General features: G+C 61.8%; 12 protein-coding genes. 8 read left to right on the forward strand and 4 right to left on the reverse strand.

Annotation, left to right across the window (positions count from 1 at the left end; genetic code table 11):
• Positions 1-336 precede the first annotated feature (336 nt).
• The 8 genes from EJ076_RS12410 to ugpC all read left to right on the forward strand — a co-directional run bounded on the left by EJ076_RS12410 (position 337) and on the right by ugpC (position 9275).
• Positions 337-1359: a LacI family DNA-binding transcriptional regulator gene (locus EJ076_RS12410; RefSeq protein ID WP_126068028.1), complete on the forward strand. Its 1023-nt coding sequence runs from the start codon at positions 337-339 to the stop codon at positions 1357-1359.
• 190 nt (positions 1360-1549) lie between these two features.
• A complete protein-coding gene (locus EJ076_RS12415) occupies positions 1550-2563 on the forward strand; it encodes an SIS domain-containing protein (RefSeq protein WP_109672086.1) in 1014 nt (337 codons plus the stop codon).
• Positions 2564-2592: 29 nt separating this feature from the next.
• Positions 2593-3915, forward strand: coding sequence for an extracellular solute-binding protein (locus EJ076_RS12420; RefSeq protein WP_126068029.1), 1323 nt, complete (start codon positions 2593-2595; stop codon positions 3913-3915).
• A 107-nt stretch (positions 3916-4022) separates the two neighbouring features.
• Entirely contained in the window at positions 4023-4886 is an 864-nt protein-coding gene (locus EJ076_RS12425; RefSeq protein WP_245463030.1) for a sugar ABC transporter permease, read from the forward strand.
• 32 nt (positions 4887-4918) lie between these two features.
• Positions 4919-5743, forward strand: a complete 825-nt coding sequence (locus tag EJ076_RS12430) for a carbohydrate ABC transporter permease (RefSeq protein ID WP_245463031.1) — start codon at positions 4919-4921, stop codon at positions 5741-5743.
• A gap of 91 nt (positions 5744-5834) precedes the next feature.
• On the forward strand, positions 5835-6692 hold the full coding sequence (locus tag EJ076_RS12435) for a PfkB family carbohydrate kinase (protein WP_126068030.1): 858 nt from the start codon (positions 5835-5837) through the stop codon (positions 6690-6692).
• 2 nt (positions 6693-6694) lie between these two features.
• On the forward strand, positions 6695-8113 hold the full coding sequence (locus EJ076_RS12440; protein ID WP_126068031.1) for an FAD-binding oxidoreductase: 1419 nt from the start codon (positions 6695-6697) through the stop codon (positions 8111-8113).
• A gap of 49 nt (positions 8114-8162) precedes the next feature.
• The gene (gene ugpC, locus EJ076_RS12445) at positions 8163-9275 is read left to right on the forward strand and encodes a sn-glycerol-3-phosphate ABC transporter ATP-binding protein UgpC (RefSeq protein ID WP_109672102.1); all 1113 of its coding nucleotides are present in this window, start codon (positions 8163-8165) and stop codon (positions 9273-9275) included.
• A 220-nt stretch (positions 9276-9495) separates the two neighbouring features.
• Here the strand turns inward: ugpC and EJ076_RS12450 are convergent, their stop codons facing one another.
• Genes EJ076_RS12450 through EJ076_RS12465 form a run of 4 tightly spaced genes read right to left on the reverse strand, consistent with a single transcriptional unit; the run spans position 9496 to position 12876 of the window.
• Positions 9496-10197, reverse strand: coding sequence for an RraA family protein (locus EJ076_RS12450; RefSeq protein WP_126068032.1), 702 nt, complete (start codon positions 10195-10197; stop codon positions 9496-9498).
• Positions 10194-11312, reverse strand: a complete 1119-nt coding sequence (locus EJ076_RS12455) for a mannonate dehydratase (RefSeq protein ID WP_126068033.1) — start codon at positions 11310-11312, stop codon at positions 10194-10196. Before EJ076_RS12455 ends, EJ076_RS12450 begins: the two co-directional genes overlap by 4 nt.
• Positions 11313-11315: 3 nt before the next feature.
• On the reverse strand, positions 11316-12101 hold the full coding sequence (locus EJ076_RS12460; protein WP_109672110.1) for an SDR family oxidoreductase: 786 nt from the start codon (positions 12099-12101) through the stop codon (positions 11316-11318).
• Entirely contained in the window at positions 12094-12876 is a 783-nt protein-coding gene (locus tag EJ076_RS12465; RefSeq protein WP_126068034.1) for a FadR/GntR family transcriptional regulator, read from the reverse strand. The genes EJ076_RS12460 and EJ076_RS12465 overlap by 8 nt, the downstream gene beginning before the upstream one ends.
• Positions 12877-12998 lie beyond the last annotated feature (122 nt).

Here is a 12998-nt window from a genome sequence, read left to right on the forward strand (position 1 = left end):
CCTCCTCGGCCCGTCGCGTGGCATCGTCTGACAAGCCGTGCTCGGCGGCCCGTCTCGCAGCCAGCGACGTCGCATTGAACATGAATTCACTGCCGTATGCTGCCGGTGCGAGGCCATTGACGGGCCGCACAAGATGTAAGTGCCTTCACGGATCAAGTTTCCACGCTAGCCAAACAGGCGCTTTTCTCAAGCAAGGTGGCAAGAAATTGCGCAAGCTGTGTTGGCAGTTTGAGAATCGGCCGATATGCCGCACAACAATGCCGGCAAGACGAGCCGAAAATCGAGCCGAGAATGATGATCTGACGCAATGTCCAGGTCGCAGAAGGACAGTTACCCGTGACGCAGAAAGGAATCACACTAAAAGACGTTGCTGCAGCGGCTAAGGTGTCGCGCGCCACGGCCGCGCGGGCGCTCAACAACTATGGTTACGTTGGCGACGAGACAGCGCTCCGCGTGCTTGAGGCAGCCGAAAGGCTGGGCTATCGGGCCAACCTCGTCGCGCAGGCGCTGCGCAGCGGACAGCTGCCGATCGTAGGCTTCGTGCCTGGCGACATCCAGAATCCGTTCTTCGCCCGAATCGCGCACGACATAGAGGTCGAGCTGCGCAAGCACCGCCACAATCTTCTGATCGCCAGCAGCGAGGAGAACGTCGAGCAGGAAAAGGAGTTGCTGGAGAGCCTGCGCTCGCTGAGCATCCGCGGCTTCATTCTGGCGCCGACATCGGCGACCGATAACCAGCACATCGTGCAGCTGGCGCACGAAGGCGCACCGGTCGTGCTGATCGATCGCGTCGTCAAGGAACTGCAATGCGATAGCGTCGTCGTCGACAATGAAGGCGGCGCGCGCGAAGCGGTGGATTACCTCGTTTCCAATGGACACGGCCGTATCGGCCTGTTGCGCGATGACTCACGCATCTTCACCGCGCAGGAACGCCTCGCAGGCTATCAGAATTCATTGCAGTCGCATGGCATAGCGCTCGACGAATCGCTGATCAGCGTCGCGCGTTCGACCGTCGAGCATGCTGTCGACGCTACCATCCGCCTGTTCAGCCGCCGCAACCGTCCGACCGCCCTGTTCACGGTGGACAGCCTGATGACCCAGGGCGCGCTTCTCGGCCTGCGCTCAATGGGGCTTTCGATCCCGCACGACGTGTCGCTGGTCGGCTTCGACGACTTCAATCTCGCCACCTTCACCGATCCGCAGATCACGGTCGTGGCCCAGCCTATCTCCGAGATCGGTCCGCTTGCCGCCAGGTTTCTGCTTGAACGGTTAGCCGGCAAGAAGATCGCGCCGCGTCATATCCGGTTCCCGACGCGCCTGATTGTCCGGGGCTCGGTTGCACATCTCCGCGGGCGCTGACCGGGACCAGAATCTTTCAGCTTCGACAAATTTCATCGCGAAGGGACTTGCCAATCGCGAAAGTTCGTGCCCATTATTGCGATGTGAGATCGATCTCACATCGCGATTGATCGAAGACTGGTTAGACGGCGCGTCGACGCTTGCGCCCAGGCAGAGGCTCTGCCGTATCCGAAATGCAAGGAAGAATTACATGCTGAACTTTGACAAGGACCGCTTCATAAGGATCCAGAGCGGTGCCGTTTCCATCGCCGGCGAGGCACGTTCGCTCATGCGCGCGCTGCTTTCGGAAGGCGTCGAGCGGCTGTTTTTCATGGGCACTGGCGGTGTGCAGCTTCTGACCCTACCCGCGATCGATCTGGCGCAGCGCTACTCCACCTTTCCGGTGAGCGCTGCATATCCGGCCCAGGTCGTTCTCGATCCGCCGGCCGGTCTCGATAACAAGGCCGTGGTCGTGATTCCCTCGCTGTCGGGCACGACAAAGGAAGGCGTCGAGCTCATGGCTTTCCTGAAGAAGCGGGGCGTTCGCACGATCTCGCTCACCGGCCATTCGGACACGCCCATCGCGCAGGAAGCCGACCATAACTTCACGAACTTCGCCGAGGACGATACCTCCTCGGAGTCGTTCTACCTGCAGACGCTGCTGATCGTGCTGGCACTGCTGGCCGAGCGCGGCGAGTATGACGGGTTCGACGCGGCTGTCGCGGAACTCCAGCTTCTTCCCGGCTTGCTTGCCGATGCGAAAGCCGCCTTCGAGGACAAGGCCGCCGAGCTGGCCGCTACCATCAAGGACGAGACCTATCACATCTTCACCGGCGCCGGCTCGGTGTGGCCCGAGGCCAACTACTACGGCATGTGCATCTTGGAAGAGATGCAGTGGATCCGCACCCGCCCGGTGCATGCGGCAGACTTCTTCCACGGCACGCTCGAACTGGTCGAGCCGGGCGTCAGTGTCTTCGTGTTCAAGGGCGAAGATGCGCTTCGCCCGCTGGCCGACCGGGTCGAGAACTTCGCCAGGCGCTACACCGACTGCGTCCGCACACTGGATGCCGCCTCGGTCAAATTGCCGGGCATCTCGGCTCAGGTGCGTAGCATGATCTCGCCGGTGCTGCTCGCCACCTTGCTTGAGCGGCTGAGCGCGCATCTCGAGGTGCTGCGCAACCACCCGCTGACGACCCGTCGCTACTACAAACGCGTTGAATACTGATCCCCTCTCAACCTCTGAAGGAGCTGCTTATGAAACGTTCGCTGCAAGTCGTGGCGGTCACAGTGGCCGCAGTATCATCATTGGGGCTGTCGATGTACGGCAGTTCTGCTGCTTCGCCGGCTGTCGCGGCCGATCCCAACGCCAAGGTCGAATACAGCGGCACGCTGTCGATCCTGACCAAGTTCGGGCTGCAGCAGCTGTCGCCCTATTTCGTCAATCTGGCGCAGGAATACGAGAAGCTCCATCCGGGCGTTAAGGTCGAACTCATCCAGGAAAGTGACGATAGCGTAAAAGGTAAGACGAAGACGCTGGTCGCTTCGAACTCGCTGCCCGATGTCTACTTCTCCTGGACGGGCAGCTGGGGTGGCAACTTCGTCCGCGGCAATCGCGCCGTCGACCTGAGCAAGGTCATCGGCCCCGATACCGACTGGGGCAAGACGCTTTCTCCGGCGGCCGTCAAAGCGTTCGAGTACAATGGCAAGCTCTACGGCATCCCGCTTTATCAGGATGCCAAGTTCATGGGCTACAACAAGCAGATATTCGCCAAGCTCGGCTTGAAGGCGCCAGCCAATTTCGAGGAACTGCTGACGAGCTGCGATGCCATTCGCAAATCCGGCGCGACGCCGATCTCGCTGGGCAACAAGGAAGCGTGGCCGGCAATCCACTTTGCGGGCCAGTTGCTCGCCTACAATGTGCCGCAGCCAACGCTGGAACGCGACTTCGATCCGGCCACGGCCGAATACACCGATCCGGGCTATGTCGCGGCGCTCAAGCAGTTCAGCCAGCTTGTCGAACGCTGCACCGACGGCGCCGGCGTCAATGGCACGTCCTATGCCTCGGCTCTCCAGGCCTTCACCAACGCTCAGTCGGCCATGTACTATCAGGAGATCATTGAGTTCGATCAGGCTGCCACATCGGACTCGGCGCTGAAGCCTGCCGATTTCGGCTTTTTCAAACTGCCCGTGCCCGATGGCGCCAAGGGTGATCCCAAGTCGATCGAGGGCGCACCAGAGGGCTACATGATCAATGCGGCGTCGAAAAACATCCCGCTGGCGATCGATTTCATGAAGTTCGTGACCTCGAAGGAAAACGCGCAGATCCTGTCCGCGCCGCCCTATGGTCAACCGAGCGCCACCATCGGCGGCGCCTCGGAATCGAACATGAGTGTATCGGTGGTCGACGGCCTCAAGGAGATCAATGCGGCTTCGTTCCTGATGCCTTGGCTCGATACGGCCAATCCACCGCGCGTCGCTGCTGTCTGGCTGTCCAGCCTGCAGGCGCTGGCGGGTGGCTCGATGACGCCTGAGCAAGTGATGGACGAGGTGCGCAAGGCCGCCTCCGCAGCCAAATAAAGCAGACAATGGCCAGGACATCGGACACAATCGGAAGCGGCGCCGCGGTACGCGGCGCCGCCAGGCCGCAAAGGCCAAAAAGCTTACAGACCCGCTTCGGCAATCTGTTGTCGTTCCGATGGGCCGCGATCGCGCTGATCCTCATCGGCTGGTTCGTCTACTATCCGATCGTCGACAACTTCATCGTCAGCACCACCGACCAGGATATCTATACCGGCGAGGTCACCAATGTCGGCCTCGCCAATTACGACCGGCTTCTGCATGACCCGGTCGTGCTACTCGCGCTCTGGAACAACTGCCTCTACGCCATCATCTCCGTCGTCTTTCAGGTCTTCGGCGCGTTTCTGCTGGCGGCGATCATCGAAGACCTGAAGAGCGAACGCTGGCGCCGCTTATGGCGCGCCGTGTACTTCGTGCCCTCCGCCATCTCGATTACAGTGACCGGCCTGCTGTTCTATTTCATCTACCAGCCGCAGATCGGCTTGCTGGATGCGGCGCTCAGTCGCGTTGGTCTCAGCCAGCTCGTCCTGCCCTGGCTCGGCAACGAGCACACGGCCATCTACGCCATCATTGCCATGAGCCAATGGCAGGGTTTTGGCTACTCGACGCTGCTGTTTGCCATCGCCATTCAGAAAATCCCGCGCGACCTCTACGACGCCGCCACGATGGACGGCGCCGGTCCGCTCCGCCGCCTGTGGAGCATCACCTTTCCGCTGACGCGGGAAATGACTGGGCTGATGATCATCGTCACCATCACCGGCGCGTTCCAGGTGTTCAACGAGGTCATGGTCATGACCGCGGGCGGGCCTAACAACAGCAGCCAGGTCCTGGGCACGTGGCTCTACCAGAAGGCCTTCATCGAGGACAATTTCGGCTATGGCGCCGCGATTGCCGCCGTCATCTTCGTATTGACCATGCTCACCGGTGCAGCCCAGCTCTGGTACACGAAACGTCGCCGGGTGCAGCTATGAGCGCGGCGGCTGCAGTTGGGCGGGCTCGGCGCGTGAATGTTTGGTCGGTCATCGCCAGGACGTTCCTATATTCCTTCCTCGTCTGCCTCGGCGTCGTCGTCATCTATCCACTGATCTGGATGGCGCTCAGCGGCTTCAAGGACAATGCGCAGATCTTCGGCGACCCCTTCGCCCTGCCTGCCCATTGGTCGTGGAACAACTATGTCCAGGCTTGGAACCAGGGGGTTCGCGGCTATGTCACAGTCTCTGTCCTTGTGACCGTCGCCTCGGCCCTATGCACGGTGCTGATCAGCGCCTGGACCGCCTTCGGCTTGACCCGGACCAGGATGCCGGCAAAGCCGTTGGTTATCGCCATCGTGCTGGGCGGATTGATGCTCAGTCCCACCGTGGCGATCATTCCGCTGGTGAAGATGCTGCAGGCGCTCGGCCTCTACAACACCTACTGGGCGCTGATCATTCTCTACACGGCTTTCCGTGTGCCGTTCACCACCTTTCTGATCCGCGCCTACATGCTGGATCTGCCCGGCGATATCGATGAGGCGGCGACGATGGACGGCGCCAGCGAAGGCCAGATCTTCTGGCGCATCACCCTGCCGCTGTGCCGGCCGATCATCATCTCGTGCGTCATCCTGCACGTTCTGTTTGCCTGGAACGAATATCTGTTCGCCATGATCTTCACCAGCGGCAGCGACGTGCAGACGTTGCCCGTTGGCCTGACGTCCATCATGGCAACGCACGGGACCAACTATGCTGTGGTCTTCGCCGCCATGACGATCTCTGCCCTGCCCATCGTCATCGTGTTCTTTGCCGCGCAGCGCTACTTCATTCGTGGCCTGTCCGAAGGCATCGGCAAGTAGCAATTCCCTGAAAGGACCCCTTCATGCCGCAGCTTGCTTTCCATCAGCTGATCGGAGCCGACATTTGCCTTCTGACCTTCCGGGTGCCGGCATGACGCAGCCAAAGCTCGTCGCCGTTGGGGACAATTGCCTCGACACCTATCTCACCAGCGGCCTGCTCACCGTCGGTGGCAATGCGCTGAATGTTGCAGCGCAGTGGCGGCGCAACGGCTGGACGGCACGCTATTTCGGCGCCGTCGGCGAGGACCCCGAGGGTGACGTGGTGCTTGCCGAACTGGCAGGTGTCGGCCTGTCGCCGGACGATGTCGAACGGCGCCCCGGCGACACCGCCGTCACCTTGCTCCGTGATGAATCCGGTGAGCGAAAGTTCCTGCACGAATCTTTCGGGGTCGGTGAAAACTACATGCCGGCGCCGGAGCATTATGCAGTTATCGCCGGAGCTGACTGGGTGCATCTCGGCACCAACGCCAACAAGGACCTTCTCAGACGATTGGTGGCAGACCATGTGCCGTTCAGCATCGACGTATCGACGACGCATCTGGCGCTGCCGCTCGACGGTGTGCCACTGCTGTTTGCCTCAGGGCCTGACGAGGTCGATAAGCCGGTCGAGCCGTTGCTCACCGCACTCAGGGCCGCCGGCGCCCGGCAGGTTGTCGTCACTTGCGGACGCCGCGGCTCCTATTTCGATGACGGCAAGGGTGTCGTGCATGCGCCGGCCACACTGGTCGACGTGGTCGACACATGCGGTGCCGGCGACAGTTTCATCGCGACATTCCTGACCGCGCTCCGCTTCGAAGGCCGGGGGCCAGCCGAAGCGCTGCACACAGCTTCAGTAGCGGCGGCGCAGACCTGTACGCATCTCGGCGGATTTCCCCAGAAGCCCCGTCCCATACCAGAATGGCTGCCGGCCAAATACGCCAGCTTCATCACCGACGCGCAGGGAGCCTGACCGTGACGACACTTCGTCTGCGACAGCCGGCAGCAGCGCTTCCGTCCGACCGGTCGTTCTGGCTGCAGGATATCGGCGCCGGCGCGGTGACTGATCCATTGCAGGGCAATGAGCGCGCCGATGTGGTGATCGTCGGCGGCGGCTACACCGGCCTGTGGACGGCGCTGCGTATCCGTGAGCTTGCTCCCGAAACGCGGGTCGTTGTCCTTGAAGCGGACCTTTGTGGTTCAGGCGCCTCGGGGCGCAATGGTGGTCAGGTCCACTCGTGGTTCGCCGAGCTCGACCAGATCAGCACGGTCGTCGGCCTCGAAGAGGCGCGACAACTCTGTGCCGACACGGTGGCGTCGATTGCGGAGTTGAAGGCGCTGCAGCAAAACGGCACGATCGACATGGATCTGCGGCTGGACGGATGGCTGTGGACAGCGAGCTCGATTGCCCAGGAAGGCGCGTGGGAGCACGCCGTTGCCATGACGGCGGCGGTGGGAGAGAACCGTTTCAAGCCGCTGACGGCCGAGGACATCGAACGCCGCACCGGTTCATCCGCATCCTATGCCGGTGTCGTCGAGACCAATGCCGGTACGGTCCATCCGGCCAAACTGGCGATCGGATTGCGCAACCTGGCATTGGCGTGCGGCGTGATCATCCATGAGCGCAGCCCGGTTCTCGACATCGAGCCAGGCAGGACATGCAAGGTGCGCACGGCGCGGGGCATGGTGCAGGCCGAGAAGGTCGTGCTCGCAGCCAATGCATGGCTCTCGGCGCTGCCGGAGCTGCGCCGCCATCTCTACGTCGTCGACAGCCAGGTGATCGCTACTGCCGCGGTGCCGGAATTGCTCGACATGATCGGTTGGCGCGACGGTACCTCGATCTGCGATTCCCAGAGCCAGGTTCTGTACTATCAGCGTACCCGCAAGGGCAGGGTCGTGTTCGGCCGGGGAAGCGGCAACGTGGCCTTCAGCGGGAACTTCGGCGCCAGCTTCAACCGCAGCCCGGAGCATGGCCGCGACAATGTGCGGGAGCTGCGTCGGGTCTATCCGGCGCTGCGTGATGTGCCGGTCGAGTATGACTGGGCAGGCCCCATCGACTGCGTGCCCGAGCAAGTCCCGGTCTTCGATCACCTGCGTGGCCATCCCAACATCTTCTATGGCATGGGCTTCAACGGAACCGGCATCGCGCAGACGCCGATTGGCGGGCGAATCCTGGCCAGTCTGGTGCTGGAGCGCAAGGATCGCTGGAGCGCCAGCGGCCTGGTTGGCATCCAACGCCGGATGTCATTGCCGCCCGAGCCGTTCCGTTACCTCGGCGCCAAGCTCGTCCGCAGCGCAGTCCGCCGCAAGAACGACGTCGAAATCCGCAACCGGAGGGCGGACAAGATCACCAATCTGCTGGCTGGGCTGAAGCCAAGCCACCGCAAGAAGTAGGCATTATGCCGAGCACCTTGCCCACCGTCATGCAATCGAGGAGAGCACAATGGCCGATCTGACACTCAGGCAGATCAGGAAGTCCTACGGCAGTGTCGACATTCTCCATGGCGTCAACCTCGACATAAAATCTGGTGAGTTCATAGTTTTCGTCGGGCCTTCGGGTTGCGGCAAGTCGACCTTGCTGCGGTCGATCGCCGGGCTGGAGGAAATCACCTCCGGTGACCTGTGCATCGATGGCGAGATAGTCAACGACGTGCCGCCGTCGAAGAGGGGCATCGCCATGGTGTTCCAGTCCTACGCACTCTATCCGCACATGACGGTCTACGAGAACATGGCCTTCGGCATGCGGATCGCCAAGGTCGGCAAGGCCGAGATCGACCAGCGGGTGAAGCAAGCGGCTGAAATCCTGCAACTGACCAAATATCTCGATCGTCTGCCCAAGGCGATGTCGGGCGGCCAGCGCCAGCGCGTCGCCATCGGCCGCGCCATCGTGCGCAATCCCAAGGTCTTCCTCTTCGACGAGCCGCTGTCGAATCTCGACGCGGCGTTGCGCGTCGCCACCCGCATCGAGATCGCCAAGCTCAAGGAATCGATGCCCAACACGACGATGATCTACGTCACCCACGACCAGGTCGAGGCGATGACCTTGGCCGACCGTATCGTGGTGCTGAAGGACGGTCACGTCGAACAGGTCGGCACGCCGATGGATCTCTACAAAAGGCCCGGCAATCTGTTCGTTGCCCAATTCATCGGCTCACCGGCCATGAACATCGTGCCGGCCAGGATAGAGACCGCCGGTGCGACAACGGCGATCAGCCATATAGGCGCAAACAAGGTGACCGTGCCCCTGGCGACGCCAGCGTCCTCCAAGGGAACTGAGGTCAGCTTCGGCGTGCGACCGGAAGACCTGTTCGTCGTCACCGGGCCTGATTTTCTGTTCGAGGGGACAGTGGACTATGTCGAGCAACTCGGCGAGGTCCAGCTTGTCTATATCGACATCGGCCGCGCCGATCTGCCGCTGGTGACCAAGCTGCCTGGCAATGCCGCAGTCACCCGCGGAAGCGCGGTGAGGCTGTCAGCGCACCCGCAGGATCTGCACCTTTTCGATGGCGACGGCCGCTCACTCCGGCATCAGGAAGTAGCTCTCCTATTGGATTGATGACGGTCTCCGCACCATGCATCGCCTGAATGCCTGTGCACATGGCGCCCACATTCTCAACACGTCAGGAAGCCACCGAATTTTGGAGACCGTCTGGCAAGGGTCGCGAGATCCAGTTTGGTCAACGGGATACGATCGGTCACATCAAGACCCACCAGTATAGTATGTTTGCTTCGGCAAACGGCGTCGACCGTCTTGCGCAGGTCGATCAACCGACGTGTCACATAACGCCGAAGGTCCTGTAGGCTTCCACCGCGCTCATGCCCTCGCGGATCGCGTTGGCGACGAGCCTTTCGCCACGTACCTTTTCGAGGGCCAGCCGGACAACGTCTTCTTCCACTTGCCGTGGAATAACGAGGACCCCTTCCTTGTCACCGAACAGGAGCGTGCCCGGCTCGATCCGCACACCACCGATCTCGAGTGCGCAGCGATAGTCTATGACCTTGCCGCGCACGCCCTGGTCTTGTGCATAGTAACCGGTGCAGAAGCACGGGAATTCCAGCGCCTTGATGCCGTCCGTGTCGCGAGCAAAGCCGTCGACCAGCGCGCCACGCGCGCCGAGGATCTTAGCGCGGGTCGACATAAGCTCGCCCCACAGCGCGTAGCGCGGCGAAGCGCCACTGGCGACGTAGATTTCGCCGGGCTTCAGATCATCCAGCGCTTCGAACATCAGCCCGAACGGTTTGGTCATCAGCGGATTGCGGGTCGGTTCGTTGGACAGAAAAATGTCGGATTCGAGCACCGGCATGGCCCGACCGAGCAAGCGCGTCTTCTCGTCGACCGGCTTGAACACGGGCGGAAGGAACTGATGCTGCAGCCCCAGCGTATCCATTACGTCTCCGACCACCGCGACGAAGAGCTCTTTTTCGAATAAACGATACATTTCAGCGTCGTCGGCATAGAGGCGCGTCGATCTTGTCATGAGCCTTGCCTTTGGGTGCTCGTGGAATTGGCGGTGCGGGAAGGTCCCAGCGCTGCGGCGTTCTGAACCAGCGCACGCATATAGCCCAGGGCAAAAGCCTTTCCGGCGTGCCACGGTGCATCGCAGGACATTTCCGGCGTATGATCGGGGATGATCACGCCGTCGTAGTTTTCATCGCGAAGGATGCGGACGATCTCGGCCATGTCGATATCGCCGTCATCGACGAAGGTCTCGTGGTAGTTCGGCACCTTGCCGCGCACGTTGCGGAAGTGGATGTAGCCGATGCGCTGGCGTCGGGCGAAGCGCCGGACGTGCTCGTAAATGTCATCGGTATCAGGCATTTCCTGCAGCGAACCGAGACAGAGTTCCAGTCCATTGGACGGCGAGTCGACCATATCCATCAGCCGGTCGTATTTTTCCGGCCGGTTGACGAGCCGCGCAGCACCGCGCAGCGCCTCGGCCGGCGGATCGTCGGGGTGCGCCGCCATCACGACGCCGGCCTCTTCGGCCACCGGTACGATCTCGCGCAGGAAGACACCGAGCCGCTGCCAAAGCTCATCGGTGCTGACCTTCACCGGCTCGGCATTCGGCCGGCCGGCGCGGTAGCGCATGTTCCAGACAACGCCGTCGGGAACGGGCAGATCTGGATCAATGGCGGCAAGGTCCAGTCCTACCGACATGGCCTCACCGCGCGCGAACGGGCCACGCGACCAGCCCCAGACACCGGCAATCGAGAAGTTGTAGCCGATACATGGAATGCCGGCGCGCCCGGCATCGCGAACAAGGCGCTTCAACCCTTCTATTTGCGCCGGGCGATCGGGCCCGCCGAGCAGCACGTCGGACCAGAAGCGGGGTGAAAAATTCTCGATCGCCGCGATCTCCAGTCCATTGTCGCGCACGGTCTTCACCAGGCCAGCGAAGTCCTCGTAGCTCCAGAGTTCATCGGTGGAGCAGTCGCCCCAGCCTTCCGTTTCGCTGCCGGCCGACAGCGATGGGTCGCGACCGCGAAAATAGTTGGTGAGGTGGGCAACGATGTGGGTGGCGCCAGCCTGACGGGCGAAACGGAAATTGCCTGGTGTCAGCGACTCCCGGTAAAGGCCAAGACCGATCTTCATGATCTATTTCACGCCAATGCCGGCGGTCAGGCCGCCATCGATCTTGTAGTCGGCGCCGGTGCAGAAGCCGGCTTTCGACGAGCACAGGAAAGCAATGAGCTCCGCCACTTCCTCGGGTTCGCCGATGCGGCCAAGCGGATGGGCCGCGCCGAAACGCCTGTAGGCCTCATCGACATCGGCGTCGCTGCCATTGTCGCCGCGCGCTGCCTTCTCGAGGATCGGCGTGCGGATCGAGCCCGGACTGACCGAATTGACCCGGATGCCGGCCGCCGCGTAGTCGAGCGCCAGCGAGCGCGTCAGCGTGTGGATGGCGCCTTTGGTCGTGGCATAGGCGGCGACGTTTTGCTGGCAGGCGAAACCCTGCACCGAGGCGACATTGACGATGGCGCCGCCGCCTCGCTTGATCATTTCCGGGATGCCGAAATGCGCGGTCAGATAGATCGAGCCGATATTGACCGTCATCGCCCGGTTCCAGGTTTCCCAGTCGGTCGTCGTCGCGGTCCCGTATGGATGGATAGCCGCGGAATTGACGATGATATCGATGCCGCCGAACGTCGCAACGCCGGCCTCAACTGCGGTGCGCACCTGATCGGAGCCGGAGACATCCACTGTCTGCACCAGCGCTTTTGCTCCGGCTTTGACCAGGCTTTCCTGCATGGCGGCATTGGCCGCCCGGTCGATGCCGCAGGCGACAATCGCGGCGCCGCCTTGCGCCAGGCGCCTTGCGGTGGCGAGCGCGATGCCGGTCGTGCCGGTGATCAGCGCAACCTTGTTCTCAAAGTCAGACATGATGCAAATCCTTGGAAGATGTCGGGTCCGGTAGCGCCGGCGAAGTGCGGGCGTTTTCGAGGTCGTCGGGGACGAAGCGCAGGCCGAAATCGAGATGCCGGCTCATCAGGTAGCTGTAGGCGATGCGGTCGCGCGCCCGCAAAGCCGCGATGATCTCGCCATGGGCGTGGCGCGTTTCGCTCAGCACCGGCCGGATGGATTTCCCGACGGTCATGATGTGCTGGATAACGGGCGACAGGAATTGATAAGTCTGCACCAGCATGCGGTTGCCGGCGAGCTTCATCAGCGCCATGTGGAAATCGAAATCGCGCTGCGCTGCCTCCTGGACATCCTTGCTGGTTTCGATAAGGCCGTTGACCTCGTCCAGGGCGTCGAGTTCGGCGGCGCTGGCATTGAGAATGATGTGGTCGCCGATGCTCACTTCGATGATGCGGCGAAACCCCTGGATATCGTTGAAGGACGTCCTCGAGATGTCCATCTGCGCGGCAAAGAAGTTCTGGATCGCGACATTCTGGCGATCGGCCAGCACCGCGCCGACACGCGGCTTGGGGTCGATCAGGCCATAGGTGCGGATGGTGCGCAGCGCTTCGCGTATCGTATTGCGGCTGGTGCCAAACAGTTCGCAGAGCTCCCTTTCTGTAGGCAGGACGTCGCCGACGGACATGGCGCGATTGCGAATAAGGTCGAGAATCTGTCGCACGGTCTGGTCGACGGCCGAACTGTTGGGTCCAGCATCTTCTGCCGCTCCCGCCGGGTCGTGATCAGCCTGCTCCAAGTGATTGCCTCCTGGATATTTGTTGGACCAAGACTAGGGCCGAGCAGATAAGAAATCAACCGAAAGCGCTCAAAAAAGTTGGACTGGCCCGACGGAAACCCAATTTTTGCTTGTTGACAGGT

The sequence above is a fragment of the Mesorhizobium sp. M7D.F.Ca.US.005.01.1.1 genome (genome assembly GCF_003952545.1).
GTDB classification, from domain to species: Bacteria; Pseudomonadota; Alphaproteobacteria; order Rhizobiales; family Rhizobiaceae; genus Mesorhizobium; species Mesorhizobium loti.

What these genes read in the sequence shown, in the direction of transcription:
- EJ076_RS12435 (WP_126068030.1), top strand. Translation starts at nt 5,835, where the DNA reads ATGACGCAGCCAAAGCTCGTCGCCGTTGGGGACAATTGCCTCGACACC.
- ugpC (WP_109672102.1), top strand. Translation starts at nt 8,163, where the DNA reads ATGGCCGATCTGACACTCAGGCAGATCAGGAAGTCCTACGGCAGTGTC.
- EJ076_RS12450 (WP_126068032.1), bottom strand. Translation starts at nt 10,197, where the DNA reads ATGACAAGATCGACGCGCCTCTATGCCGACGACGCTGAAATGTATCGT.
- EJ076_RS12420 (WP_126068029.1), top strand. Translation starts at nt 2,593, where the DNA reads ATGAAACGTTCGCTGCAAGTCGTGGCGGTCACAGTGGCCGCAGTATCA.
- EJ076_RS12455 (WP_126068033.1), bottom strand. Translation starts at nt 11,312, where the DNA reads ATGAAGATCGGTCTTGGCCTTTACCGGGAGTCGCTGACACCAGGCAAT.
- EJ076_RS12415 (WP_109672086.1), top strand. Translation starts at nt 1,550, where the DNA reads ATGCTGAACTTTGACAAGGACCGCTTCATAAGGATCCAGAGCGGTGCC.
- EJ076_RS12460 (WP_109672110.1), bottom strand. Translation starts at nt 12,101, where the DNA reads ATGTCTGACTTTGAGAACAAGGTTGCGCTGATCACCGGCACGACCGGC.